We start from the raw sequence: 26540 nt of genomic DNA on the forward strand, positions 1-26540 counted from the left end.
GCTCATGGAACTTTTCTGTATGATTCCTTTCGAATCGATCAAGTAGCTCGTCGGAATCGCTTGAGCTTGGTATTGCCGGGATACCTCTCCTTTTCTGTATGATTCCTTTCGAATCGATCAAGTAGCTCGTCGGAATCGCTTGAGCTTGGTATTGCCGGGATACCTCTCCTTTTTCATCAAGAACGACAGTAAACGTAATTCCATACTCCTGAATGAAGCGCGCAACATGTTCCGGCTGCCTTTCCGATTGAGTTAAATTGACCGCGACAATCTCCACTCCCTCATCTTTATACTGCTCATAAAACTTTTGCATATCCGGCATTTCCGCACGACAAGGCGGACACCAAGTCGCCCATATGTTCACCATCACTCTCAATGAACCCACGATATTGAACCAACATCTGTCCAATCGCACTTGCCGTCGCTCCCATCAGCACGAAAATGACACTGAATCCGCCGATAAACGCAAGGGAGCGCATGAGGATCTCCCGTTTTCCAACTTGGATTCTGTTTTCCGCTATTGGAGTGCCTGTTAAATGGGCAACATAAGCAGGAACAATCGGAAAAATGCAAGGGGAAAAGAAAGAAAGCGCCCCTGCAACGAAAGCGAATATCACTGACATATAGATCGACATCCTTTCATCATTCCTATGCCTTCGAATGAGGAAAAAAAGTTTTATTCACAAAACTACCCCTACGGGTATGTTAACTAGCCTTTTCACTATTGTCAATCTACCTAACAAAAAACAGTTCATTAGAACGAAAAAAACGCCTTGCCGCTATCGGCAAGGCACCCCATTCGTTATCGCTTGACAGCGGCGTACAGCCGGTATCCGCCATCTACGTTTTTCGCCTGAAACCCATGCCCCTGCAAAATCCTTACGGCAATGTATCCTCGCAGCCCAGCTTGGCATGTCACATAGATGGTCTTTCCTTTCGGGAGCTCATGCAAACGGTCACGCAATTCGTCCAATGGAATGTGAATCGAACCGCGGATCATGCCGCGCGCCGTTTCCTCCGCCGTGCGGACATCGATCAACACGCCCCCTGCCTCCACAATCCGTTCGATTTCATGCCACTGCACCGTCTCGACAAGCCCGTCCATGATATTGGAGGCGACATACCCAGCCATATTGACCGGGTCTTTCGCCGAAGAGAACGGCGGCGCATAAGCTAATTCCAAATCCGGTAAATCCCGAACGGTCAATCCCCCTTTGATCGCGGTGGCAATGACATCGATCCGTTTGTCGACTCCCTCTTTTCCGACCGCCTGCGCGCCGTAAATGCGCCCGGTCTTGCGATCGAAAATCAATTTGAACGTCATTGGCTCGGCGCCCATAACATCACTGAAACACCTGCTAAACAAATCGCCGCGCCGATCCAATCGATTCGATCATTCATTGTCGGTGCAAAGCCAACAGCTGCAACACCGTTTGTTCTTTCGATCCACAGGCTGCGGTCTCGATTCGATGAACGATAGCCCCATTTTTCATAAATACAATGATATCCCCGATATCTGCGGCCACATCCATCATATGTGTCGAAAAAATAATGATCGTCCCCTCGTTTTTTCTCTGTTTCAATATATCGATAAACCGATCAATCCAAAACGGATCGAGACCGTTTGTCGGCTCATCAAGAAGCAATAACGCCGGATTTCCTAATAACGCCTGACCGAACAACAACCGCTGCCGCATTCCTTTTGATAAATACTTGATCCATTCCTTTTTTTGCGCTTCCAATCCTATGTCACGAAGCGTTTCTTCCACCTGTTCTCGCGTGACTTTTCGCAATGATGCATAAAACGAAAGAAATTCCCAAACGGTCATCATGGGCGGCGCATGGAACTCATCCGGCATGTATCCGATGTGCGAAATGTATTGCTTTCGATTCATCCGCAAGGAAACACCGTGAAGGGTGACCGTTCCATCTGTCGGCGGCAAAATGCCCGCTAAAATTGAAAGAAGCGTGCTTTTCCCCGCACCGTTTCCTCCGCATAAAACGATACACTCCCCTCGATTCGCCTGAAAGGACAGCGAAGACAACGCGGTTTTCTTCTTATACATTTTTGACACTTCCCGCACATCGAGTCCGGTCATCGTTGTTTCCTCCTTGTTAACTTCCACGTTGCCATGGACCATAACAAACATAGATAGCCAATGGCATATACGGTCAATATCAGCCTGAACTTTTTTTGCCATAAATGGATCAAATGATCATAAGCTTGTCCGAAAATGGCGCTCCCCCCCAATTCGACCACAAACGCCACACGCAACACCTCGGCCGGATTGAAAAGCGTCGCCGCTTGCAACAAAGGGGCAATGAGCGGATATGGAACGATGTTAAGCACAGCAATTAACAACGTCGGCCAAATCATAATGAACAAAAACCATACTCCGACCGATACCGTCAACGCTTGCCATCGAGTCGACGTAAACGCGCCGACGGATAGACCCAACATGAGAAACAAAGCGATGAGGAATAATGAAAAACTATAGAGCGCAATCACCCATTTCACCGGCAATGCGATTCCAGCAAAGGAACTGATCGCTACGCTCACGCCAAAACTAAACGTAAACAATGTCGCCTGCCCTAACCATTGCCCAAGCCATTTCCCGGCCACATACATGGCCTGTGACAGCGGATACGTACATAACAGGCGCCATTGTCCATTTTCCATCTCACCCGCAATCGCGAACGAACCGGCAATGAGCATAAACAGAGGCAAAAGATATAAGATAATGTTCGCGATCGTTCCTGTGACATTCGTATATCCAGCAAAATCTGCATCGTTTTTGGCGATGAAAAATAATAGCGACAATATGACAACCCATAACAAAACAAACGAATAAGAGGAATATTGGCGCATCAGCAGCCGCCATTCCATCCGTCCGATATTCCACATCCTTCTCTGTCCTCTCCATCGATGTTTCAGTTTCAACAGCCACTCGAGAAACACCTAAGAGTTTCGAAACATTAGATCTCTCTACAGAACAGCCCGTGCAGGCAACGGACAGATAAACAAAAAGGCAACTGGCGCTCAGTTGCCCATATGGTTATCCTTCTGTTTGTCCATTTTCATATGTTCTTTTTTCATTTCCATCATCATCTCTTTATTTCGTTCCCATGTATGGCGACCCAGTTCATTATACGTCAAAACCGCTCCACCATGTTGTTCGACAAATTTCTTTGCTTTATCTTCATCTTTAAAAGAGATCACATTGTATGCCATAGGAGTGCGAATTGTTTGATCATATACATATGTTGCTTGATCCGCCTCCAGCCAATCGTTCGTTTCATAATCGCGAACAAACATGGCTTCGACCGTTTCGTTTTTATGTTCCTTCATCCATTGATACATACAACCGATGTCATCAAACTTCAACACTTTGCCATTTTTCAATACGAGTTCGGTCGCAAATTGATTATTTCCTACCGCCATATGGCAAAAATCACATTTATCGTTTTTTTCATCAATGGCTACCGGCTCAGCCTTTTGGTTGCAACCAGTTATGACGCCAATAATGAAGATAAAAATGGCCAACCATATTCCTTTTGCTTTCATGGTCGTTTCCTCCCTATTATAAATCCACTAATGCTTCCAGCGATCATCACAGCACTCATCACATACAACAGGCTTGCCGACCGGGAAGGCCGATCCTTCCTTGCCGTCGGTTGCTCCATGAGCGGAGCGTCATCCGTCAGCACTTGTTCGTCAGGACTGCGCAACAACTTTTGCAAGACAATCATACCTGGTGACTGAAAAAACAATTGGTATTCCGGCACGTCGACGGTAAGCGCTAGGAAAAACGGATCAGCTCGATACGGGATGGCGCTGACTCCCTTGCCCGTGACATCTAATTTAGTCGCTGCGTCCCAATAGTTACGAACAATGGTATTGTCAGGACTGCGAATGGCTTGTGCGTCATAGACATTGCCAATGAATGAATTGTCCGAAACACGATTGTTCGACGATTCATTCCACTGCATGCCGATAAAATTGTGGGAAACATCGTTCTCAGTCAATTCGTTATGGCGCGCTTGTTCCACATAAATTCCGACTCGATTGGCCGCGATTCGGTTCTTTCGTACAATCGTTTTCGCCGCATCGTATAACAAAAGGCCTTGAGAGTGGACATTTCTTTTGTTTTGCACGAACGAATTTTGTTCAATCGTTGTTTGCTCTGTCCCCATCACCATCGCTCCAGCGATATTTTTTTCGGAAATGTTTTTTCGCAACACGATGCGATTCGAAAACATGACATGAATGCCATAGCGGGCATTGTCAATGTGATTGCCGCTTAGTACGTTGTTATGGCTGTTTTCCATGTAAATTCCGTCTTTTACCCGCTCAATCGCCGTATAATGAATCACGTTTTGCGTCGATTCCCATAGATCAATGCCATTGCCGTTTTTCTCGCCTTGAACAGCGCAGTGGACAATGGTTGTATGATGCGCGTGATCAAGCTTGACGCCTTGCTGATTCGTCAACACGCGCACACCGTCGATCGTATGATCATGTCCGGTTACGTAAATCGCCGGCATATCGGGCGCATCACCACATTGCACCACACGAATATTTTTGAGCACAACATGCCGGCCGTATATCGCAATGACAGGAGACTTGCGGCACGAACGAATCGTCACCTCCCCAATCCCTTCCAACGTAAGTGGTTTCGATAATACGATCGCTTCATCATAGACGCCGCTCGCTAGCCTCACCACCCCATACTCCGGCGCTTCGTCGATGCGGGCTTGAACGGTTTCTTCCGCACGCGCCGGCAACGGAAAGACAAGGAGCAGCAATAGGACAAGCAGCCAATGATCTGCATATCTCCTCATCGGCTCACCACCTTCTTGTGATACAATACCAAACAATGATGTGAACTTTGTGAAAACCGTTTGTCAATTGTTCAACATTCACGTTTATTATTTTTGAATCGTTGCGTTGATTGCTTTGCGTTCAAAAAACAAATGCGACACCGTTTTCGTATATTTTTCCGCCAATGGGCGTTCTCTTCACAACATTGAACGCTCTCCCACCTACGCTCACGCTTAGAGGTGGGAGATTCTTGGGAACACCCGCCCTACGGCAGGCTGTTAACCAAGCCATCCCCGTGCGTCCCACGGTTCGACTGCCTTACAACGACAGCAAACGAAGCCCTTCATTCAGGATATTCCGGGCGGCGTTATGGTCCCGGTCATGTTCGGCTCCGCAGTTTGGGCACACCCACTCGCGGATGTCGAGCGATTTCACCTCAATCTGCCGATGCCCGCAGCACGAGCACAATTGGCTCGATGGAGGTGCTCGCGACACGGACCAACGTCCGCCCGTACCATTTCGCTTTATACTCAAGCATCTTGAGAAAACGCCCCCACGCGGAATCGGAAATGCGTTTGGCCAGCTTGCGGTTCTTTTGCATGTTCCGCACGCGCAAGTCCTCCACGCACACCACTTGGTTTTCGCGGATGAGGCGGGTGGACAGTTTGTGCAGGAAATCGTTCCGGCAGTTGGCGATTTTCTCATGAAGCTTGGCCGCTTTCAAGCGGGCTTTATGCCAGTTCGAACCGCCCGGCTTCCGGCGGGACATCACCCGCTGCCAGTAGGCGAGCTTTTCTTCATATCGGCGCCAATACCGGGGGTGTTCGATCTTCTCACCCGTGGAAAGAACCACCATATGCTTCAACCCCACATCCACCCCCACTTGCTTGTCGGTGGTGGACAATGGAGGAATCTCCGTTTCCACCAAGATGGAGACGAAATACTTCCCTGTTCGGTTTCGACGAATGGTGGCCGAGAGAATGCGGCCTTGAACCTCACGGCTTTTGGCAAACTTCACCCATCCGAGCTTGGGAAGTTTCAATCGATGGCCGTCCACTTCGATCGATGGGCGCCCTTTCTTTGAATAGTTGCACTGGGCGGTGTACGATTGGTTCGGATGTTTTTTGCTTTTGAAGCGGGGAGCGTTCGCGATTCCATCGAAGAATCGGTCAAACGCCTCGTCCAACTGTTGCAGCGCGTTTTGCAAGGCGGTCGAATCGGGAGTCTTCAGCCACGGAAGGGTCTGCTTTAAGGCGGTCAGCCGCTTGGAGCACTCGTTGTAGCCGAGTCCTCTTCCGGTGGTTTCATACGCCTGATTCCATTCGGACAAAAAGTGGTTGTACACAAACCGGCAACACCCGATGGTTTGATGGATCCGTTCCGCTTGTGTGCGGGTGGGATACAGCAGGAAGCGGTAGGCTTTGTGCATGACCTTCCCTCTTTTAGAACGGAACATTTGTTCTGTTTCTGTCTATTTTACACCTTTGATTCGTTGGAGGCAAGAGGGAAATCGATGGCGAATACCGATTCATCCCCCACTTCCGCTCACGCGTGGAAGTGGGGGTCTTCTCGATTCAGGATGATAAATGGCAAGGCATGGGAGTAATCAAAAGAGATAGCCATATACACTTCTCCTTTCTCATTCTATTTTGCAGCGCATGTCCATTGTAAGTCTTACTGCAAGGGGATTTTATGTTATTTCTTCTCATTTTTTTCTACAGCATGTCCGCCAAATTCATTGCGTAGAGCGGCTACCACTTTTCCTGTAAATGTATCGCTTTCTAATGAACGATACCGCATCAATAAGGCCATGGCGATGACAGGAGTGGCCGTTTGCAGATCTAATGCTGTCTCGACCGTCCATTTTCCTTCGCCGGAAGAATGCATAATTCCTTTGATTTCCTCTAATTTTGCATCTTTTGAAAACGCGCGTTCTGTTAATTCCATGAGCCATGAACGAATAACCGAACCATTGTTCCACACTCTCGCCACTTTTTCATAGTCGTAATCGAATTCGCTTTTTTCTAATATTTCGAATCCTTCGCCAATGGAAGCCATCATTCCGTATTCAATCCCATTGTGGACCATTTTTAAGAAGTGGCCGCTGCCTGCTTTTCCAGTATATAAATACCCATTTTTTACAGCAGTGTCGCGAAAAAGAGGCTCGACCATATTCCAAGCTTCGGGATCGCCTCCAACCATGTAACATGCTCCGTTTCGAGCGCCTTCGACTCCGCCAGAAGTTCCCGCATCCATAAAGTGAATTCCAATCTCCTTTAGCTCGTTATAGCGGCGAATCGATTCTTTGTAGTGAGAATTGCCACCATCGATCACAATGTCTCCTTTGCTTAAAAATGGCGCAATTTCACTAATCACCGAATCAACAACGGTGTGGGGAACCATTATCCAGACAATTCTCGTTTTTTCTAATGATAGGGCGAGTTCCTTTAAAGTGGATGCGCCTTTAGCACCGTATTTTTTTATTTCTTCCACCGCATTTGTATTTATATCGAACGCCACTACTTCGTGCTTATGGTCCATAAGATTTTTGCCTAAGTTTAATCCCATTTTTCCTAAACCGACTAGCCCGACTCTCATGCTGACTACCTCCTAAAAATATCTTGGTCAAAGAAGATTGGCTATTCCTATTAGTTTATCCAGAAATTATGTTTTCAGGTTTGCTCCGGAAAAGCTTATTTACCGCCAATAAAATCCGTCTTCTTTCAATAATTGATAAGAAGCATCTGGCCCCATCGATCCTGAACGATAGGAGTAAAGAGGAAGGCGGTTTTCCGCAAATGCCTCTAAAATAGGTTGCAGCCATTTCCAAGATAGTTCGACCTCTTTCCAATGGGAAAAGAAAGTCGAATCGCCGTGCAAAGCGTCAAAAATTAAGAGTTCATACGCTTCAGGCACCTCTTTCTGATTCGTTGCGAAGTCCATATGGACAGGCTCCATCTTTCCGTTGTTGAATACATTTTTACTATTGAATTGCAGCGAAACGCCTTCGTTCGGATTGATTTGAATCACCAAAAGATTAGGAGCTGTTTCTTCATTTTTTGGCAAGTACCATTCCTTTAATGGATTTTTAAACTCCATCACGATACGTGTGGACTTTTCCTTCATTCTTTTACCTGTACGGATGTAGAATGGCACCCCGCTCCAGTTTTCATCATCAATCCACAGACGGGCCGCAACAAACGTCTCCGTTGTCGAAGAAGCATCGATGCCAGGTTCTTCTTTATATCCAACCACTGGTCTGCCATCGATTTCTCCAGGACCGTATTGGCCGCGAACAACGTGCAAGCCTACTTCTTCCTTCTGTATTGGTCGAAGAGATTCCATAATTTTTCTTTTCTCATTACGGATGTCTTTTGCGCTAATTTGTTTTGGCAAGTGCATGGCTGTCATCATCAACAGTTGCAACATATGGTTTTGAAACATGTCGCGAATGGCGCCTGCTTGATCATAATAGCTTGCTCTTTGTTCTACCCCAACGGTCTCGCTAGCTGTAATTTGCACATTGGCTATAAATTGATTATTCCATATCGCTTGAAACACAGGGTTGGCGAATTTTAAAGCTTCAAGGTTTTGCACCATCGGTTTTCCAAGGTAATGATCTACCCGATAAATTTCTTCTTCCTCGAAAGCTTGGCTTAATTTTTCGTTTAAATCTTGGGCCGATTGGATATCGTGGCCAAACGGTTTTTCGATAATCAGACGTTTCCAACCTGTTGTGGATCCTAATCCGCTTTCCTTGATGTTCGACGCGATCACATCAAAAAATTCCGGCGCAACAGATAAATAAAACATGCGGTTTTCAGGAATATTCAATTCTTTTTCCCGTTGTTGAACCATTTCAAGCAACTTTTTATACCCTTGTGCATTCGTTACATCTAGAGAAATATAGCGAAACGCGCGAAGAAACTCCTTCATTTTGGAACGGTCATTTGCCAAACGTCTGGAAAAGGTTTTTACCGAATTTTCCACATATGTTTGAAACGCTTCATCGGACAATTCTCTTTTGCTTACGCCAATAATGGAAAATGGCTGCGGCATTTTTTGATCAAGAAATAAATTATATAATGCAGGGAAAATTTTTCGTTTCGCTAAATCACCTGTTGCTCCAAACAAGATAAAGGTCATTGAATCCAATGTGATCCCCCCTGACTTTTCGAAACATTAAAGAATAAAGTTGATAGAGCAGATATAACGATGTTTACTACATTGCTTTCTGAAAGAATTTTCTGAGTTTTATCAAGATTTCCGTTTTTCTTGACGGAGCGGCCGCCATGACGAGGGCAACTTTTGTTCCTTCCAGTGTTTTTAAAACATCGAGAGCATTCTCTCCAAAATAAATATCACGAGGAATAGTAAAACGATTCATGCTGCTCCCTCCAGTACTCGTGATTGGTTTACAGATGGTAGTATAATGTGTATAAAACTTATTGAGAAGTACGAACTTTCTTATCATGTAGTGATAAAAATATAATATAGTGTAAAAAAATATACTTAATGATATAAAAGGCATCCAGATGCAATGAATGCACTGTATCATCCAGAAAGAATGAATACAATTTGCAATGAGTGAAAATAACAGGTATATAACATTTATTTGTAAGTATGTTCTTTATGATCATAAAGTGACAAACAGTATACTATCAGGTTATAATCAACATGGGGGTGAAATGATGGGACACGTTTGTGGCAAGACATATAATTGTGAAAAAGAATTAACACTCGCTGTTATTGGCGGTAAATGGAAAATGCTTATTTTATGGCATCTAGGAAAAGGGGGAAAGAAGCGGTTTAGCGAACTAAAAGCCCTCATGCCTGGGATCACCCAAAGAATGCTTGTTAACCAGCTGCGGGAGCTGGAGCAAGATCAAATTGTTCATCGCGAAGTCTATCCGGTTGTTCCGCCAAAAGTGGAATATTCATTGACCGAACATGGGAAAAGTTTGATGCCAATTCTTGATGCGATGTATGAATGGGGCAAAAACTATATGGAGACGGTCGTAAAGGGGCAAGTAAAAATCAACGAAGCAGCCAAGTAGAAAGCTTTCTCTGTTATGAAAGCTTCGAAAACGATCTGCGTGTATGTTATATGCACTTTTCTTTTTTTGCTGGTAAACAAAGAAATACACACATGGAAGATAATGAGGAAAGCAATAAGTTTTATAATTAGACGCGAAAAACCAACGGACAACCATCTTTATGAAAGAACCGCTGTCCGTTGGTTTTTCTGTATATGCGTTGATGACTGTTGATGGAGTCCCGAAAATGGCGTAAAAAGAAAAACGGCAAAAAAGTGCTTTTGTTTTCCAGTGATCCAAGTTCACTGGATGGAGAATGGATTTTACACAATAATGTGGACTAGGCATGGCTGTTCGAATGCGAGGAAGGTCTGGAAAAAATATTCCGAATTTCTTTTTTTATTTTTAGGTATAATTTTTCACACTATGTAACACGAAAGTATCTACTTGTTAAATGGAATGATGTGCCTAATAATATCAGTATCGCCACATGAATGGGCGATACGTTGCTAGATGGATAATGAGAGAGGAGGGGTAAGAATGTATCGAAAGGAGTTTTATGTCTTTGACCAAGATCGTCCTGTTCCAGCGGTGATCCGAAATTATGAAGAAAAGGACTTTCCTGGATTAATCCGCATTCAACAGGAAAGTTTTCCTCCGCCATTCCCGTCTGAATTATGGTGGAATACGGAACAGCTGAAAAACCATGTGACACTCTTTCCAGAGGGAGCCTTATGTGTTGAGGTGAATGGGGAAATTGCGGGGTCAATGACAGGGCTTATTGTCGACTTTGACCCCAGCCATCCGGACCATACATGGGAAGAGATCACGGATCATGGATATATCCGCAACCATAACCCAAACGGGAATACGCTTTATGTCGTTGATATTGGCGTGCGCCCTGCCTACCGCAAATGGGGGCTGGGAAAATGGCTGATGCTATCCATGTATGAAGTGGTTGTTCATTTGGGACTAGAGCGGCTGTTAGGCGGAGGGAGGATGCCTGGCTATCATAAAAAAGCGCATGAGATGACAGCGGAGCAATATCTCGAAGCGGTAGTAAAAGGCAAATTGAAAGATCCTGTTATTACCTTCCTGCTTCGCTGCGGCCGCACACCTGTCAAAGTGGTGGCGAACTATTTAGAAGATGAAGAATCGTGCAATTATGCTGCACTGATGGAATGGAAAAATCCTTTTTATCGCACAAAATCTTAAAGGAGAATGATAAAAATGGAGTATCGCAGAATTACGAGCATTGAAGACCCTTTGTTTAAGAAAATGCATCAATTGATGCAAAATGTATTTCCTCCGGAAGAAGTATTGGCATTTGATTTGTGGAAAGAGCCTCTGGAAGATCCGGGAATTCGTGTGTGCGTTGCTGTTCACGAAGGAGAGGTAGTAGGCGCAACGGAGTACCGTTATTATGAAGATTTAAATGTCGCGATGACAGATTTCACCATTATCGGCCAAGCAGGACTGGGGATCGGCCGGTTTTTAGCCAAAAAGCGGCTGGAGGATTTGCAAAATTGGGCCGCTGCAAATGGAAAGCAGTTGTATGGCATGTTCGCCGAGATTTATGATCCTTATCGGGTGAAGCATTATGAATTTGGCGGGATTAAGCCGATGGATCCATATGTTCGTCGTGAGGTATTATCTCATTTGGGATATAAGCGGCTTGACTTCCCTTATGTCCATCCATCTTGGAACAATGATGGAGAAGCCGTAACCGGGCTTGATCTTTGTTTCCTTCCGATGGACGATAGCGTGAATGAACTTCCAGCGGATCTTGTTGTGAAGTTTTTGAAACGTTATTATTCTGTCTTATCGAACAAACCAAGGGACTGGTATGAAATGATGGAAAAACTAGAGGCGAAAAACACCATACCGCTATTACCGATTTAAACCTTAATAAAAACACCATGCTTATGGAACCTTAAAAAAATTCTTCCAACTTCAGCGCATCTTTTATCGTTTCCCTATCGAAAGCAGCAAAAATGCTATTTCGATGCTGGAAAGGGGTATGGGCCTAGAACGGGTGGCCGAACAGCGCTGTGAGGTTTGCGCGGGGCGCGGCATTGTTCTGAGGCCGCCTTTTGACAGCGTCCTTGCTGCTTTTCAAGATATCGCAGCCATGCGGCCCAAGGCGACGCCCGACTTTGACCAAGGGTATGTGACGCCCGAGACAACCGTTCGGCGGCTGGCACTGATGGCCCAACAGGGAGATCTGATGGGGCGAGACATTTTGCTGCTGGGCGATGATGACCTTACAAGCATTGCGGCTGCGCTCTCGGGGCTGCCGCGGCGCATCTGTGTCTTGGACGTGGATGAACGCATTGTCCGCTTTGTACGCGATGTGGCTCAGGACCAAGGTTGGGACCACGTCCACGCCGAGGTCTACGATGTGCGGGATGAATTGCCGTCCCATCTCCGTGGCCAGTTTGATGTGTTCTTCACGGACCCGGTCGACACCGTCAAGGGACTCCTGCTTTTTCTAAGCCGCTGTACAGAGGGGGGCGTGGGCCCGGTGCCGCGGGCTATTTTGGACTCTCTTACTTGGAGGCCTCTTGGCGGAAATGGCGGCAGATCCAGCAGGGCATCCTTGACATGGGCTTTGCCATCACTGACATGCTGAGCGCCTTCCAAGACTATCTGTTAGAGGATATTGTGTTCCTAGACTGGGCGCACATGGCACCGGCGCCGGTCAAAGAACCCGATATCCCCTTCTACGTCAGCACCGTCTATCGCTTAGAGATGGTCGAGGAGCCTCGTCCCCTCTTTTTCGGGTGGGTGGAGTTTGAGCAGGACTTCTATTACGACGAAGAGTTCTGCGGCAAAGAATAGCGATAAAGACTGCCCGCCTTCTGCAGCGGGAATACCCGTTGCCGAGGGCGGGCGTTTTGTTCGCCGTTTCCTGACATCTGCATGCGGAGTTGCGTTCTTCAAGGTTTGCTGAATGACATTTGCCACCATCGCACGATTTTACCGATGGATTATGGAAGGCAACAGACTTTTGAGAGTTTTTGACGCCGCGTGCAACCATGAAAGGAGTGGTCATCGATTTTGCAAAAAGTCTTGGCACCCCCCCCCCCGCGTTCCGACTATAACCGATTTGATTTGTAATGATCATCGAGGGAATGCTGATAGTGGGAGAGCGGCTGATGTGCACGAAGGGAATGAACGATCATGGATCGATCACAAGAATCCAATCTCCCGATCAAAAAAAGACCACAAAGCGTTTCTTAAAGAAAGCTTTGCGGCCTTTTCTCCTTTCCCCCGTGATTAAGTTGAAAATTTCGTTTAAATAGCTTAAAATTTCGAATGGTTAAAGATGTCTGCGCAGCATTCCTTATACTCTATTCCAGATTGGCGTGTCTTTTGAACATGGTATTGGAGTCCAATCCTTTTTTCTCCATGCATCTTAATATGATCGCATCATAAAACAGCAAGAGGGTTTGCTCAAAAAGCGATCCCATCGGCTGTATCGTTTTGTATCCGTTATCTGACTGGTCTTTAGGCGAGCCAGGCAATTTGACCGTGATATCAGCCAATTGTCCAATGGTCGATTCAGGGAAAATGGTCACTAACGCTACGGTTGCCCCTAAGCCTTTCGCTTTTTCAGCCATGGAAACTAAACTTCTCGTTTCCCCTGAACCCGATCCAATGATCAAAATGTCGTCTTGTTCTAGGTTAGGGGTGATGGTTTCGCCTACGACATAGGCGTCTAGCCCCATGTGCATCATTCGCATCGCAAAAGATTTGGACATAAATCCAGATCTGCCTGCGCCAGCTACAAAAATTTTCTTTGCTTTGAGAATCTCATTCACCAATTTTTCCGCTTCTCCCGCGGCGATTAAATCGGCTGTCTGATTTAACTCTTTGATGATTTCTCCTAAATATTGCGTAGCTTGCATCATTCATTCACCTTGTTGGATCATTTTTTTCATTTCAGCAGCTACAGCGCGTTTGTCTTCTTGGCCAGTAATACCGCCGCCTACGATGATAAGATCAGGTTTTGCTTTAATGACTTCAGGCAATGTGTTTAATTTAATGCCGCCTGCGATCGCAGTTTTTGCGTTTTTCACGACACGTTTGATTGTGGCAAGGTCTTCAAGAGAGTTTTTGCCGACTGCTTGAAGATCATAACCTGTGTGTACGCAAATATAGTCGACTCCAAACCCATCTACTTCTTTCGCTCGTTCTTCTAAATTTTTAACCCCGATCATGTCCACCAATATTTTTTTGCCTTGTTTTTTAGCTTCTTCCACAGCACCTTTGATGGACAAATCTTCAGCAACTCCAAGTATCGTGATAATGTCGGCTCCGGCTTCGGACGCTTTCATGACTTCATATGCGGCGGCATCCATGATTTTTAAGTCTGCCAATACTTTTAAGTGAGGAAATTCTTGTTTGATTTCTTTTACAGCTCTAAGACCTTCATTAATGATAACTGGAGTGCCGATTTCTACAATATCCACATACTCCTCAACTTCTTTTACTAATTGTTTCGCTTCTGGAATGTTTACGAGATCCAATGCTAATTGTAATTCCATGAATCCTTCACCTCTCATAAAAATTTTGCAGGTTGCATAAGCAGTAGCATTTTTATGTGTTTATCTCTTACACACTGATGAGTATACTATGTATGTTTTGCCTTTAAAAGTACGCACTTTATTTTTATATAGTATCAAAAAATATACTATTGTTCATTATGTATACTATTTGGGAAAGAGGGGCTCTCCATTTCCAGACAAATTTTATTTTGAAATGGCCCAAAAATAAGAAAAGCAATATGCTATCCATTGCTTGTGGCATTAACTGAAGAACTGTTTCTTTGTCAAGCCATATGTAAAAAGGGCTATCTCATCTTTGTGAGACAGCCCTAAAACGCCGGATTTTATTTCCTGAGTTCGACAGTTTTGAGGCCATTTCAGGCAAATGAACATGGCCAAAATGCTGTGATATCGCGGTAAAGCTGGCCGTACGAAATGCCCGTCAGCTCAAGCAGTCCTTTTTTCGAGATCAATTCTTGTTCCATGAGCCGCACCCCCCCTTCCTTTTGTTAATTGCAGCATAACATTGTTACATTATAAAGAGAGGCGAAAACAACAGCGCCATACGCATGGCAAAAAACGAACCAAAGCGGTTGACAACTTGTCAGCTGGCTCATTACAATGAAACCAATTTCCGCCGATGATCAGGCGATGGACATGAGGAAAGGAGAGTCAGCAGCATGAATTCGATCTTACAAAAACAGCTAGCCACCGCAGCGAAACAAACCGAAGCGGATCTCGTTGTCAAAAACGGGAAAATCGTCAACGTGTTCACGCGCGAAATCATCGAAGGAGACCTCGCCATTGTGGAAGGAATGATCGTCGGCATCGGGCGCTATGAAGGAGAGAAAACGATTGACGCCGAGGGCCGCTACATTTGTCCGGGACTGATCGACGGACACGTGCATATCGAATCATCCATGGTTCCTCCGAGCGAATTCGCCCGCGTCGTTCTTCCGCACGGCGTGACGACCGTCATTGCCGATCCGCATGAAATCGCCAATGTCGCCGGTGTGTGCGGCATCCAGTTTATGCTCGATGAGGCAAAACGGACGCCACTCGATGTGTATATGATGCTGCCGTCGTGCGTGCCAGCCGCCTCGTTTGAACGTGCCGGAGCCTCCTTATCCGCTGCGGAACTGGCACCGTTTTTCAACGATGAACGCGTGCTCGGATTGGCGGAAGTGATGGACTATCCGTCATTAAAGGAACAACAACCATCGATGCTTGACAAACTGGCGCTCGCGGCAAACGCCAACCGCCTGATCGACGGCCGCTCATAGCGTTTTTCATCACCACTTCCGGCCTTTCAATCGCCGCTTCCGTCATGGGGTATGCGAGTGCAGGAGTGGCGATTAGTTAGCGCCTCACTGTGATACCAAGGATGCGCTCATTGGAGCGCTCAACTAAGGCCGCTGCAAACAAGCGGCCTTATAATCCCTCTCCGTTCAGATCAAACTGACGATTGTCTTTCAAGCGGGATCGCTAAACTACTTTAAATCCCTCTCCGTTCAGATCAAACCCTATCAGTTACAAAATAATATTTATTGATGTAGCAAGCAATTCACGCTAATGCCTACGCATCAATTATACCGTATTTTGCAGTAAAGTAATAATCGTGTTTTTAATGTTACGCAAATAATGAAGCACTGCCCTTGATAAATCAAGATTTCTCCCATTCGTCCGCTAAAATACGGTTCACTGCAAATTCTTAAAGCTTAGAGGACTGGTGAAAAACGACCGATTTCCCCGAACCCGTTGCTTTCGGCTGAAAGAGAAACGTTGATTTTACAGGACTTCTCAATTTGAGAAGAGGCTTTGTTTTCTGCAATTTTTCACTAAATCACCAGTCTTCTAGAATGCCGGTGACAAACTGCTGTCACGAGCAAATCAACGGTATTTCGCCAAAAAGAAGGCTGATTCCACAGTTTTTCTCTAATTGAGAAACATGTGGAGATGGGAGTATTTTGTACTAAATCACCAACCTCTTAGTTCATCAAGCCTTCCTTTTTCTCAAAATACACGTGCAACCGATACTCGCAAATCTCTTTTGTCCAGTTGTACAATATTTCTTCGTGTTCGCGCGCAATGGAAAATTGGAGCGCAAACACGTTGTTTTCAAAGGAAATCAGCCCATTCGAACTGCCGCTCCATTTCGTCATCGGCATGCGGGCGATCAACCGGCTCACCTTTTCCTGGTCATATTCCCAGAGGCGCTTCGTTTCTCCGTCGGAAAAATCGATGCGCTTTCGGTATTCTTTTTCCGTTAAATACCGATGGAAAAACGGGGCAGCCTCCTGCGGTGTAATTGGTTGATGCCAGCCCGACGGCCCGCGCTCAAGCATGGCTTTTAGGACAACCATTTTGTAGCTTTTTGACATCACCGTACGCTCTACTTCAACAAGCCACGGTTCGTGTTTTAGAAACACTTCCTTTTCCAGCTCCGACAACTCCCCCGCCCAATATAAAAAGCCGACATAAGATCCGAACTCTTGTTTGTACTCCGCTGCTTCACTTCGGCCTTGGAGATGCAGTTCCAAATAAGTCGGCCGTCTGCCAAGCTCCTGTTTCAGCTCCCGATAATCAGCAAGCAGCCGCTCTTTGCGCGGCTGGCGTTTTTTCTGCATCTCCTCGAGAAGATGGATGGCTTGTATATCAAGATGCAGTTCGCACGTTTCTGGAACGGTTGGCACAACGGATTCCCGCGCCGTTTTCTTTGTTTCCTCTCGCCGCGTATCAAACAGACGCAGTTTGACATCCGCATTGCGGTAGTTTCCGATTAAGTCGATAATGACGCAATAATCCTTGCCTTTGTACAGCCGCAGCCCGCGCCCGACTTGCTGGGTGAAGACGGTCAGCGATTCCGTCGGCCGTACGAACAAAAGTGTATCGACAGAAGGAATATCGACCCCTTCATTGAACAAGTCGACGGTGAAAATGGCGTCCAGTTCACGGCGTTCCAACATGGCAATGGCCTGCTTGCGCGAAATGGCCGTCTGCTTCGAATGAAGGCTGACCGTCCGGTAGCCGTGACGCTGGAAATATTGGGACAGGAAATCAGCTTGCCTGATCGATGAACAAAAGACAAGCGTCCTTGTTTTCTTATACTTCTCCCACGCTCGCAAAATTTTCTCCGCCACCTCCTCGCGAAGCTGCACTTGAAGCAATTCTTCCTCATCATAGCGATTGCCAAGCCACTTGATTTGCGAATAGTCTGTGTCGTCGTAGACCCCGTAATAATGGAAGGGAGCCAACCAACCGCGCTGCACCGCTTCGATAAAATCAATGCGGTACGCGACATTGCCGTCGCAAAGAGCGTATACGTCTTTGTTGTCGCTCCGATCTGGAGTAGCAGTGATGCCAAGCAAAAATTTCGGCTGAAAATAACAAAGGACGCGTTCGTACGAGCGGGCTGCCGCATGGTGGAACTCGTCGACAATGATCAAGTCAAATGCGTCGGGACGAAACGAATGCAAATGTTTTTTCATGCTTAGTGTAAAGATCGAGGCAAACACCATGTCGGCATTTCCTTCTTTTTGATTGCCATCGTACAGTCCTGCTGTTCGATCAGGAATCACGCGTTCAAACGACTGCTTCGCCTGGCGAAGAATTTCTTCGCGATGGGCGATAAACAGCACCCGCGAAAAACGGCGGGCAAAAAAAGCGGCCAAGTATGTTTTTCCCAGCCCGGTCGCCATGACAACCATCGCTTTGTCGTACCCTTCTTCATAGGCAGCTTCCAACCGCTCCAACGCCTCAACTTGGGCAAAGCGCGGCTGGATCGTTCCATATGGCGCCGCCGTTTCATGGACAACATCAACCTTGTCCGCCGTCTCTCCCTCTTGCTTCTTCTCCGTTTCCGTCGGAAGCATCAACTCGATTTCTTCATTCTCCGCCCATATGCGGGCTAAATTGGGGTGCCGCTGATGATAGTCTTGATGCTGCTTTTCATAGTCAGCGGCCGTTTCGGCATTGACCGGCACGGTTTCCGGAGCGTAAAACAGCTTTAAAAACTGCTCCATTGCTTCGGCAAATACATCCTCATCAACGCTCTTATCCAGCCCAAGGTTCCATTCGACACCGTCAGTGAGCGCCGAGCGGGACAAGTTGGAAGAACCGACAATGAAGTAGCCGCCTTCTGTATCTTCAAATAGGTACGCTTTCGGATGAAAGGAAATTCCCTCACTCCGATACAAGCGGACCTCGATGTCCGGGTGGATGGATATGAGCTCGCGCAACGCCTCTGGCTGAGTGACAAACAAGTAATCACCAACGCAAATTTTGATATCCGCCCCCCGCTCTGCAGCTGCCCGCAAACTGTCCTTCAATAAGCGAACCCCGGACTTCATGGCAAACGATGTCAGTATGTATATCGTCGACGAGCGGCTCATCTGTTCCTGCAACTTGTCGAGAAGACGTCTGGAAATCAACTCCACCTTACTCATCGTGAACCTCGATCAAAAAAATTTTGTCTCGAAAACCACCGCGCTTCTCTGCCTTTTTGGCGCGGATTTGTTCCACTTGCTCGATCGAAGCGCCATGGCATTCAGCCAAAGCATGGATAATTTCCAACACGTCTGCGAGCTCTTCAAGAGCCGCCTCATCCGTTTCCGCTTGGACGTATTCCTCAAGCTCCTCAAACGCTTTTTTCTGCAGTTCTTTCCTATACTCTTCATCGTCAAGTATGCGGGTTGTGAACGTTTTTCCCGCTTGTTCAATAATGGTTGGAATGCGGTCGCGAACGAGTTTGTTGTACATCGGCATGTCCATTCCTCCATTTACAAAACTATACTACCATTTTACAAAATTTCGCCTTTTTTTCATAGGAAAGAACACACAGAAGACCGCCGTTTCTAAGGCCTATTGCCTGTTGCAAAATGAAAACACCAAAAATTTCACATACTCCCCCTCTTTCATCCCATACTAAGAAAAATCGACATAATTCGCGCTTGGGGGCTATGATGGAACACTCGATCCTTTGGCTGCTTGCTGCGGTGGGCATCGGTTTGCTGGGGCTCAGCTTCCGCGTTTTTTCACCAAGGGAAGTATGGCTTTCGTTTTTGCTCAATGCATATGCGGCGAGTTTTTTCGGTTCGATCGTGGCAGGGGCCGGGCTGCTCGAGTATCCGGTCCGTTTTTTTGCTTCTTATATAAATAACAGCGTCATTTTTGAATATCTTCTCTATCCGGTTGTCAGTGTGTACGTCTATGCCACCTCGCGCCGAGCGCGCTGGCCGGGTGTGGCGGCGCAATGCGCGGGGTATGCGGCGGTGCTGACAGCCCTTGAGGTTGTCTTTGAACGGCATACGGATTTGATCGAATATCATGGTTGGAAGTGGGAATACTCACTCGTTACAATGTTTCTGTTGACGTTGGCCGTTCGGTTGCTCGCAGGGCGAATGCTGAGACGAAATGAGTGAGCCAGCATGTCTATTTTTGCCCGTTTGGCGCTATACATATAGTATCATGTCCAAAAGGAGGCAAACGGGATGGTGCTGTTTGACATCAAACACCGCCTGTATTATGAAGTCATCAATTCCGCGCGTCCAAAAATGGCGCCGATCCGCCAAGACCGGGCGTGGGGGTATGTGTGGAAGAACGTAAATGGCGAGCGGGTGAAGTTTTGGATCGATTTCCGGCGCGGGCGGTACATGTATTTTGAGTACGGGCGCAAGTGGTACCGGGTCGCGTACTTGCAGGCAAACGGAAAAAAGTCAGGCGATGATGTGTTGGATGGCGCGATGATCGATTTGACGGTGGACGGGCACCGGCTGCTGTTCATGAAAGGGCGCGTAGGCCGCGAGACGGCGCAAGTGGTCTAAAGCAGGTGCGCCTCTTGGCAGGCGTTGGAGGGTCTTTTTCGCGCTTACGCTGAAACGGCGGGCGGCAAGGGATCATTTTCCCTTGCCGCCTTCTTTTTACGCCCACCACATCTCGGGCAGTTCTTCTTTGAACAGCACCTTTTTCAAAAGCGCGACGGCTTTGGACAGCCCTTCATCGATCGAAGCGAGCATGTCTTCGTGTTCGATTGACAGCACGTAATCGTAGCCGACGGCGCGCAGGGCGCTGACGATGTCGCGCCACATTTTTTCGCTTTGCCCGTAGCCGACGGTGCGGAACACCCATGAGCGGTCGAGGATTTGGCTGTAATGTTTCGTATCGAGCACGCCGTTTTTGCGGATGTTCGCTTCGTCTAAGTACGTGTCTTTCGCATGGACGTGGAAAATCGCCTTTTCGCGGCCGAGCAGCTTGATCGCCTCAACCGGGTCGATGCCTTGCCAAAGCAAGTGGCTCGGGTCGAAGTTGGCGCCGATCGCGTCGCCGACGTGTTCGCGCAGTTTGAGGAGCGTTTCCGGGTTGTAGACGACGAAGCCCGGATGCATTTCAAAGGCGATTTGCGTGATGCCGTGCTCCTTGGCGAACGCGGCTTCTTCGCGCCAGTACGGGATGACGACTTCTTCCCATTGCCATTTTAAAATTTCCAAGTAATCCGGCGGCCAGGAGCACGTGACCCAGTTCGGGTATTTGGCGCCGGGATGGTCGCCCGGGCAGCCGGAGAAGGCGTTGATGACCGGGACTTCAAGCTGCTCAGCGAGTCTGACCGTTTTCCTCCATGTATCATGCGACTGTTTCGCGAACGCTTTGTCCGGATGAAGCGGATTGCCATGGCAGCTTAAGGCGCTGATCACAAGGCCGCGGTCGGCGACGGCTTTTTTCAACGCTTTGATGTTTTCCGGCTGGTCCAACAGCGCGTCAGGATCGCAATGGGCGTTGCCCGGGTAATTGCCGGTGCCAAGCTCAACGGCTTCGATGCCCATGGCGGCGACTTTGTCCAGCATCTCCTCAAACGGCAGCTGTTGATACAAAACAGTAAATACGCCTACTTTCATCTCGTTCTTCTCCCCTTTCTAGCGGTGTGAAGCCGGCCGGTCGGCGGCCGGCTCCGCCGTGTCGTTTTGTTTTGGCGCGCCGTTCGCGCCCGTGCTGGCCGCGCTGACGCCGCTTATTCCGCCACCCGCACCCACCGTTTGGTGCGATGGCTTTCCAAAATGGCGTCGACGATCGTCATCGTATGGTGGCCGTCAGCGATCGTCGCAAACGGCAGTTCCCCGAGCGCCTCACCGCGTTGTTTCCGGATGATGGCGCTGTAAAAATCACGGAACAAATTTTTCAGCCCGTCCGGCCAGCCTTCTTCATGGCCGCCCGGATAATGGGCGTAAGCGGCGGCTTGCGGCGACAAGAGTGCTGGGTCGCGGACGATTTCTTCGTTCGGGCCGCTGCGGCGCCCGACCCAGAGGCGGTTCGGGTGCTCTTGGTCCCAAGCGAGCGTCATCTCATCGGCGGCGATTTCAAAATAGAGCCGGTTTTTCCGGCCAGCGCTCACTTGCGAAATCGTAAACGCCCCGTGGGTGCCGTCGTCAAAATGGACGAGCACGCTGCCGCCGTCTTCGGTGTCAATCTGGACGGGCTCCGCGTCTTGGCTGCGGCCGGATGTGAACGTGCTCCCTTCCTGCTTCGGCTTGTAGCGGACCGAATGGACGGTGCGCAAGTCGGCAAACACTTCGACGATTTTCTTGCCGAGCACATACTGCACCGTGTCGCACCAGTGCGAACCGATGTCGGCGATGGCGCGCGACGGGCCGTTTTGCGCTGGGTCGAGCCGCCAGTTGTAGTCCGTGTCATACAAGAGCCAGTCTTGCACATAACCGCCGTACACGAAATGAACGCGCTTCGCCTCACGGGCGAGCCGCTCTTTCGCCTCGACAACGAGCGGGTAGTGGCGGTAGTTGAAGCAGACCGCGCTAAGGCTTTCGCTTTGTTCAGCGAGCCGCTTCAATTCCGCTGACTGTTCGCTGTCCATGGCGAGCGGCTTTTCCGACAACAAATGTTTTCCCGCCTCAAGCACGGCCTTGTTGATCGGGAAATGGAGGACGTTGCGCGTGCAGTTGTGCACGGCTTCGACGTCCGGGTCGTCCACCAAGGCGCGGTAATCGCCGTACGCTTTCGGAATCCCGAATCGGCGCGCGGCTTCCTCCGCTTTTTCTTGGCTGCTTGAGGCGATGGCGACAATGTTCACCAACGGCAGGCGTCGGAGCGCCTCAATATGGGAAGAAGCGGAAAAGCCCGTGCCGATAATGCCGACGTTGATCGGTTTCACTGCGTCACTCCTCCTTGTTTCGCTTTGATCGGCTCAAGCGGCTTGACGTTGCCGAAAACGATTTCCCCGCGGTTGACCGGCGCGGCCCAGCGGACGGCGTTGGCGATCACTTTCAGCACATCCGGGTGATGGTACGTCGGGTACGTTTCATGGCCAGGGCGGAAGTAGAAAATTTTCCCTTTCCCGCGCGTAAACGTGCAGCCGCTGCGGAACACTTCTCCGCCTTCAAACCAGCTGATGAAAATCGTTTCGTCCGGCTCCGGAATGTCGAAAAACTCGCCGTACATTTCTTCCTGCTCAAGCTCGATGTACGGCCCGATCCCTTCGACGATCGGATGGCCCGGGGCGACGACCCAGAGACGCTCTTTTTCATCGGCTTCGCGCCATTTCAAATTGCATGTCGTCCCCATCAGCTTTTTGAAAATTTTCGAGAAATGGCCGGAATGAAGGACAATGAGCCCCATTCCTTCCAGCACGCGGCGGTGGACGCGTTCGACAACCTCATCTTTCACTTCATCATGGGCGATATGCCCCCACCAGACGAGGACGTCGCACCGGTCGAGCACCTCGTCGGTCAAGCCGTGCTCCGGTTCGTCCAAGACAGCGGTCGCGGCGTCAAATCCCGCTTCAGCCAGGTAGCGCGCGATGACAGTATGCATGCCTTCCGGATAAATGGCTCTTACTTGTTCATTTTTCTTTTCATGGCGAAATTCGTTCCAGACGACGACGCGGATGGGTGTAGTCATTCATGGATCCCCCTTGTTTTTTTCGGATTGCGTTCATAAAGGCAAGGACGGCTTGTTTTTGGTTCACAGCTCGCGGGAAGCCAGCACCGCTTCTCACCATTCAATGCGGACTTGCCGCCCTTGTTCGGACGACTCGTAAATCGCTTCTAACACTTTGGCGATCGTAAGCCCTTGTTCAGCGGTGCAAAGCGGCGTTGTATTCGCCGTGACGCTCGTGAGGAAATGATCGAGCAGCGCCACCCGCTCGCTCTGGTCATCAAAATGAAGCGTGACATCGGCCGGAACGCCGTGTTCGTTGCGGAACCATTTCACTTCTTGGCGGTTGCCGGCGATGTTCCACTCCCAGCGCACGCCGCCTTCCGTGCCAAGAAATTCGACATATGCCCGCTCTTCTTCAATGTGCGACGCCCAGCTCGTCTCCAGCAGCACCGTCGCGTCGTTTTCGAGCTGGATGAACGCCGCGGCGAAATCTTCGACCGTATAGGCGGCATCAGGCGAAAACGTCGTTCCCGGCCATGCCCCTTGGCGACGCGGGCCGAACTTCGCGTACGTTTTCCCCGTCACGGCAACCGGGTTCGGATTGCCGAGCAGCCAAAGGGTCACATCGAGCATATGGACGCCCAAATCGATGAGCGGACCGCCGCCGGAGCGTTCGCGGTCAAAAAACCATGCCCCCCATGCGGGAATGCCGCGGCGGCGCACCCAGCCCGTTTTCGCGTAATAAATCTCACCGAACGCACCGGATTGGATTCGCTCATGCAGCCATTGCGCCGCTTGGCGGAAGCGGTTGTTCAACGACACCATAAACTGTTTTCCCGACTCATCACGGGCGCGGATGATGGCGTCGGCCTCTTCCGCTTTCGTCACCATCGGCTTTTCGCAAAGCACGTGTTTCCCGGCCCGCAAGCTGTCGACCGCCACTTGGGCGTGCAAAAAATTCGGCACGGTAATGATGACGGCATCGACATCTGGTGAGGCGAGCAGTTCCTTGTAGTCGCGATACACTTCACGGATGCCGTACGTTTTCGCTTTCTCCGCGGCCGCTTGTTCATTGACGTCGCAAATCGCCTGCAAGACGACGCGCTCGGGCAGGGTGAGCGCCGCCTTGATATGTTCTTTGGAAATGCCTCCAGCTCCAATCAAGCCGAGGCGGATTGGAAGTGTGTTTCCCATGTCCTTTTCCCCCTTGCGCTCATTTGTTTTCTCTGTCCCATATGCTCCACCGATTCGCCGTCCGTTTTCTAAGTGATGTAATCGATTACATCACCGTGCAAAAAAATCCGCCCGTTCCCCGCACCGGACAGAGAGCGCTGTCAGCCCCTTTGCCCAGAGCGCTCTCCTCCACACGAATCGCGAATGACGAGCCGATCGGGAAGAACAAGCTGACGCCGCCGCGCGCTCGTTCCTTCAATGAGCGCAAGCAGCAATTCCATCGCTTTTTGCCCGATCTCAAACATCGGCTGGGCGATCGTCGTGAGGCTCGGTTCAAAAATCGAGGCCATTTGAATGTCGTCAAATCCGACAACGGCGACATCGTCGGGAACGCGTCCGCCTCGATGGCGAACCGCTTTGATCGCCCCAATCGCCATCTCATCGTTGGCGGCAAAAATCGCTGTCGGCGGCTTCTCAAGAGCGAGCAGCTTCAGCGTCAAATTATATCCGGACTCATAGGTAAAATCGCCTTCCTGCACGAGCGCAGCGTCCGCCTCAAGCTCATGCTGGGCCAGCGCCTGTTGGTAGCCGCGCAGCCGATCGCGGCTTAAAATGATGTTCATCGGCCCGGACAGGTGGGCGATGCGGCGATGGCCGAGGCGGATCAAGTGTTCTGTCGCTTTGCGGGCGCTGCTGATATTGTCAATGGACACGGTCGGGATATCCGTCCCTTCGAGATACTCGCACGCCAAGACGATCGGAAACTGGCGCGCCATCTCTTCCATCAGCTCTTTGCGGATGCGGGCGGTCAAAAAAATCATCCCGTCGACTTGCCGCTGCGGCAATACGTTCAAATATTGCTCCTCAAGCCGGGCATCGTTTTGCGTATCGCCAAGCAGCACTTGATAGCCGTGCTTGAGGGCGACCGCTTCAATGCCGCGCAGCACTTTCGAGAAAAATGGGTTCGTAATATCGGGCACGACGACGAGCACCGTCTCGGTCTCCATCCGCCGCAAATACCGGCCGAGCACGTTCGGCTGGTAATTCAGCGCTTCAATGGCTTCGAGCACGCGCTGCCTTGTCTCTTCAGTGACGTTGCCCGCGTTGCGCAGCACGCGCGACACGGTGGCCGTCGATACGTTCGCCCGTTTCGCCACGTCTTTTATGCTTGCCATTCGTTATAGTCCTCTCAGTTATGTAATCGATTACATCTTCATCGTATATGAAAGACAGGGCGGTTGTCAAGCGTTGTTTTTTCGATCCGTCTTAGACATGGTTTGCCCCTTTCTCATATAAAGAAATGGATTTTTATCATCCCGCATCGGGAAGACCTCCACTTCCACGCATAAGCGTAAGTATGGGATGAATCGATGCCCCCCACCTTCAAGCGCAAGCGTAGGTGGGACAGCGTTCAACACTTCGTCTCTATAAAAGACGTATCACATGATGAATCCAAGCATTGTCCAAGACTAGCGCACCCCCGCTCTTTCGACAAGAACCAAAAGTTCAGGAACATTTGTGGTGCTGGCAGGTCGGTGCTTGGATGACGGGAAGCCAATACAAAACAGAATCTTGGCAAAATGGGGTATACTGAAAGTGAGAAAGTCGAGTTGAAAAAAGAGTGTTTGCGCATGTTGGCGAGATTGGAGCTGGATAAAGCGAGGCAGCGGCTCTTGTTGGGCTTTTTTGAAACGTATGTGAAGCTGTCGGAGGAGGAAGAGCAACAACTGCAAAGAGAGGTGAAGGCGATGGAAACGAAAGAAAGAGAAAAAGTGTTGGAGCTGATCATTTCCTATGAGCAAAAGGGAAGGAAAGCGGGATGGGAAGAAGGGATGAAACGTGGGCTTCAACAAGGGATCAAGCAAGGAATGAAACAAGGAATGAAGCAACTGATCCGTAACATGGCGCGCAAAGGAATGACGGAGAAAGACATTGCTCAGTTGGTGGATCTTCCAGTGGAAGATGTTCGGGCATTGCTTGAAGAATAGGAAAATAAATAGTGATGTGAGGAGAACTCCATGGAAATTAGAAAACCAAACGATTTGGAATACAAAAAGATTTTATCTTAATTAGGCG

General features: G+C 48.9%; 25 protein-coding genes and 5 pseudogenes. 9 read left to right on the top strand and 21 right to left on the bottom strand.

The annotated features are described in order from the left end of the window. From DI44_RS0117165 to DI44_RS18130, 11 genes and pseudogenes are all read right to left on the bottom strand, one after another. On the bottom strand, window positions 1–313 hold a 313-nt coding region (locus DI44_RS0117165; protein ID WP_241766388.1), incomplete at its 3' end, for a TlpA disulfide reductase family protein. After that, complete coding sequence (locus DI44_RS0117170) at window positions 297–623, bottom strand: cytochrome c biogenesis protein CcdA (RefSeq protein ID WP_241766389.1); 327 nt, start codon at window positions 621–623, stop codon at window positions 297–299. The genes DI44_RS0117170 and DI44_RS0117165, both read right to left, overlap by 17 nt. 179 nt (window positions 624–802) lie before the next feature. Continuing rightward, window positions 803–1333, bottom strand: a pseudogene (locus DI44_RS06475) (rhodanese-like domain-containing protein); the annotation flags it as partial. Between the two features lie 64 nt (window positions 1334–1397). Then, on the bottom strand, window positions 1398–2099 hold the full coding sequence (locus tag DI44_RS06470; RefSeq protein ID WP_033025653.1) for an ABC transporter ATP-binding protein: 702 nt from the start codon (window positions 2097–2099) through the stop codon (window positions 1398–1400). Further along, window positions 2096–2905, bottom strand: a complete 810-nt coding sequence (locus DI44_RS06465; RefSeq protein WP_033025654.1) for an ABC transporter permease subunit — start codon at window positions 2903–2905, stop codon at window positions 2096–2098. Before DI44_RS06465 ends, DI44_RS06470 begins: the two co-directional genes overlap by 4 nt. Before the next feature lie 135 nt (window positions 2906–3040). Further along, window positions 3041–3565, bottom strand: coding sequence for a nitrous oxide reductase accessory protein NosL (locus DI44_RS06460; RefSeq protein WP_033025657.1), 525 nt, complete (start codon window positions 3563–3565; stop codon window positions 3041–3043). Beyond that, window positions 3562–4842, bottom strand: a complete 1281-nt coding sequence (locus DI44_RS06455; RefSeq protein ID WP_033025658.1) for a NosD domain-containing protein — start codon at window positions 4840–4842, stop codon at window positions 3562–3564. The genes DI44_RS06460 and DI44_RS06455 overlap by 4 nt, the downstream gene beginning before the upstream one ends. A 298-nt stretch (window positions 4843–5140) precedes the next feature. Beyond that, window positions 5141–6251: pseudogene (gene tnpB, locus DI44_RS0117175) on the bottom strand (IS200/IS605 family element RNA-guided endonuclease TnpB). A gap of 266 nt (window positions 6252–6517) precedes the next feature. Beyond that, window positions 6518–7420, bottom strand: a complete 903-nt coding sequence (gene gnd / locus DI44_RS06450; RefSeq protein WP_021321721.1) for a phosphogluconate dehydrogenase (NAD(+)-dependent, decarboxylating) — start codon at window positions 7418–7420, stop codon at window positions 6518–6520. Window positions 7421–7519: 99 nt separating this feature from the next. After that, the gene (zwf, locus tag DI44_RS06445; RefSeq protein WP_033025659.1) at window positions 7520–8977 is read right to left on the bottom strand and encodes a glucose-6-phosphate dehydrogenase; all 1458 of its coding nucleotides are present in this window, start codon (window positions 8975–8977) and stop codon (window positions 7520–7522) included. Window positions 8978–9044: 67 nt separating this feature from the next. Further along, on the bottom strand, window positions 9045–9209 hold the full coding sequence (locus DI44_RS18130; RefSeq protein ID WP_241766390.1) for a hypothetical protein: 165 nt from the start codon (window positions 9207–9209) through the stop codon (window positions 9045–9047). Between the two features lie 304 nt (window positions 9210–9513). Here DI44_RS18130 and DI44_RS06440 point away from each other — a divergent pair, with 304 nt between their 5' ends. From DI44_RS06440 to DI44_RS19660, 5 genes are all read left to right on the top strand, one after another. Beyond that, window positions 9514–9879: a winged helix-turn-helix transcriptional regulator gene (locus tag DI44_RS06440; protein WP_003252445.1), complete on the top strand. Its 366-nt coding sequence runs from the start codon at window positions 9514–9516 to the stop codon at window positions 9877–9879. Between the two features lie 519 nt (window positions 9880–10398). Next, window positions 10399–11073 (top strand): GNAT family N-acetyltransferase, encoded by a 675-nt coding sequence (locus tag DI44_RS06435; protein WP_033025660.1) that lies wholly within the window; start codon window positions 10399–10401, stop codon window positions 11071–11073. A 15-nt stretch (window positions 11074–11088) separates the two neighbouring features. Further along, window positions 11089–11760 (top strand): hypothetical protein, encoded by a 672-nt coding sequence (locus DI44_RS06430; protein WP_033015477.1) that lies wholly within the window; start codon window positions 11089–11091, stop codon window positions 11758–11760. A gap of 229 nt (window positions 11761–11989) precedes the next feature. After that, the gene (locus DI44_RS0117180; RefSeq protein WP_277813385.1) at window positions 11990–12490 is read left to right on the top strand and encodes a bis-aminopropyl spermidine synthase family protein; all 501 of its coding nucleotides are present in this window, start codon (window positions 11990–11992) and stop codon (window positions 12488–12490) included. Next, window positions 12412–12699 (top strand): bis-aminopropyl spermidine synthase family protein, encoded by a 288-nt coding sequence (locus DI44_RS19660; RefSeq protein ID WP_253264127.1) that lies wholly within the window; start codon window positions 12412–12414, stop codon window positions 12697–12699. Before DI44_RS0117180 ends, DI44_RS19660 begins: the two co-directional genes overlap by 79 nt. Before the next feature lie 512 nt (window positions 12700–13211). Here the strand turns inward: DI44_RS19660 and hxlB are convergent. The 3 genes and pseudogenes from hxlB to DI44_RS0117185 all read right to left on the bottom strand — a co-directional run. After that, a complete protein-coding gene (hxlB, locus tag DI44_RS06425) occupies window positions 13212–13769 on the bottom strand; it encodes a 6-phospho-3-hexuloisomerase (protein ID WP_033025685.1) in 558 nt (185 codons plus the stop codon). A 3-nt stretch (window positions 13770–13772) separates the two neighbouring features. Further along, window positions 13773–14408 carry a 3-hexulose-6-phosphate synthase gene (gene hxlA, locus DI44_RS06420; RefSeq protein ID WP_015375155.1) on the bottom strand — a complete coding sequence of 212 codons (636 nt, stop codon included), beginning with the start codon at window positions 14406–14408 and terminating at the stop codon, window positions 13773–13775. A 413-nt stretch (window positions 14409–14821) separates the two neighbouring features. Further along, window positions 14822–14893, bottom strand: a pseudogene (locus DI44_RS0117185) (DUF4004 family protein); the annotation flags it as partial. A gap of 195 nt (window positions 14894–15088) precedes the next feature. Here DI44_RS0117185 and DI44_RS06415 point away from each other — a divergent pair. Continuing rightward, window positions 15089–15682 (top strand): annotated as a pseudogene (locus tag DI44_RS06415) (amidohydrolase family protein); the annotation flags it as partial. 714 nt (window positions 15683–16396) lie between these two features. Here the strand turns inward: DI44_RS06415 and DI44_RS06410 are convergent. Both DI44_RS06410 and DI44_RS06405 read right to left on the bottom strand, forming a co-directional pair. After that, entirely contained in the window at window positions 16397–18853 is a 2457-nt protein-coding gene (locus DI44_RS06410) for a DEAD/DEAH box helicase family protein (RefSeq protein WP_033025664.1), read from the bottom strand. After that, on the bottom strand, window positions 18846–19172 hold the full coding sequence (locus tag DI44_RS06405; RefSeq protein ID WP_011231590.1) for a nucleoside triphosphate pyrophosphohydrolase: 327 nt from the start codon (window positions 19170–19172) through the stop codon (window positions 18846–18848). The genes DI44_RS06410 and DI44_RS06405 overlap by 8 nt, the downstream gene beginning before the upstream one ends. A gap of 197 nt (window positions 19173–19369) precedes the next feature. On the opposite strand from DI44_RS06405, the gene DI44_RS06400 reads away from it, so the two are divergent. Together DI44_RS06400 and DI44_RS06395 are read left to right on the top strand one after the other, a co-directional pair. Continuing rightward, on the top strand, window positions 19370–19828 hold the full coding sequence (locus tag DI44_RS06400; RefSeq protein ID WP_241766391.1) for a CBO0543 family protein: 459 nt from the start codon (window positions 19370–19372) through the stop codon (window positions 19826–19828). A 69-nt stretch (window positions 19829–19897) separates the two neighbouring features. Continuing rightward, window positions 19898–20230 carry a hypothetical protein gene (locus DI44_RS06395; protein WP_033025666.1) on the top strand — a complete coding sequence of 111 codons (333 nt, stop codon included), beginning with the start codon at window positions 19898–19900 and terminating at the stop codon, window positions 20228–20230. Window positions 20231–20326: 96 nt separating this feature from the next. Here DI44_RS06395 and DI44_RS06390 read toward each other — a convergent pair whose 3' ends face one another. The 5 genes from DI44_RS06390 to DI44_RS06370 all read right to left on the bottom strand — a co-directional run bounded on the left by DI44_RS06390 (window position 20327) and on the right by DI44_RS06370 (window position 25639). Next, on the bottom strand, window positions 20327–21298 hold the full coding sequence (locus DI44_RS06390) for a sugar phosphate isomerase/epimerase (protein ID WP_033025668.1): 972 nt from the start codon (window positions 21296–21298) through the stop codon (window positions 20327–20329). A 113-nt stretch (window positions 21299–21411) separates the two neighbouring features. Continuing rightward, window positions 21412–22566 carry a Gfo/Idh/MocA family oxidoreductase gene (locus DI44_RS06385; protein WP_033025670.1) on the bottom strand — a complete coding sequence of 385 codons (1155 nt, stop codon included), beginning with the start codon at window positions 22564–22566 and terminating at the stop codon, window positions 21412–21414. Beyond that, complete coding sequence (locus DI44_RS06380) at window positions 22563–23312, bottom strand: ThuA domain-containing protein (protein WP_033025671.1); 750 nt, start codon at window positions 23310–23312, stop codon at window positions 22563–22565. The genes DI44_RS06385 and DI44_RS06380 overlap by 4 nt, the downstream gene beginning before the upstream one ends. Window positions 23313–23405: 93 nt before the next feature. Then, complete coding sequence (locus tag DI44_RS06375) at window positions 23406–24485, bottom strand: Gfo/Idh/MocA family oxidoreductase (protein ID WP_033025675.1); 1080 nt, start codon at window positions 24483–24485, stop codon at window positions 23406–23408. Window positions 24486–24625: 140 nt separating this feature from the next. Then, window positions 24626–25639, bottom strand: coding sequence for a LacI family DNA-binding transcriptional regulator (locus tag DI44_RS06370; RefSeq protein WP_033025677.1), 1014 nt, complete (start codon window positions 25637–25639; stop codon window positions 24626–24628). A 396-nt stretch (window positions 25640–26035) separates the two neighbouring features. On the opposite strand from DI44_RS06370, the pseudogene DI44_RS06365 reads away from it, so the two are divergent. Further along, window positions 26036–26452 (top strand): annotated as a pseudogene (locus tag DI44_RS06365) (DUF4351 domain-containing protein); the annotation flags it as partial. Window positions 26453–26540 lie beyond the last annotated feature (88 nt).

It is taken from the genome of Geobacillus sp. CAMR5420 (genome assembly GCF_000691465.1).
In the GTDB taxonomy this organism is placed as follows: domain Bacteria; phylum Bacillota; class Bacilli; order Bacillales; family Anoxybacillaceae; genus Geobacillus; species Geobacillus thermoleovorans.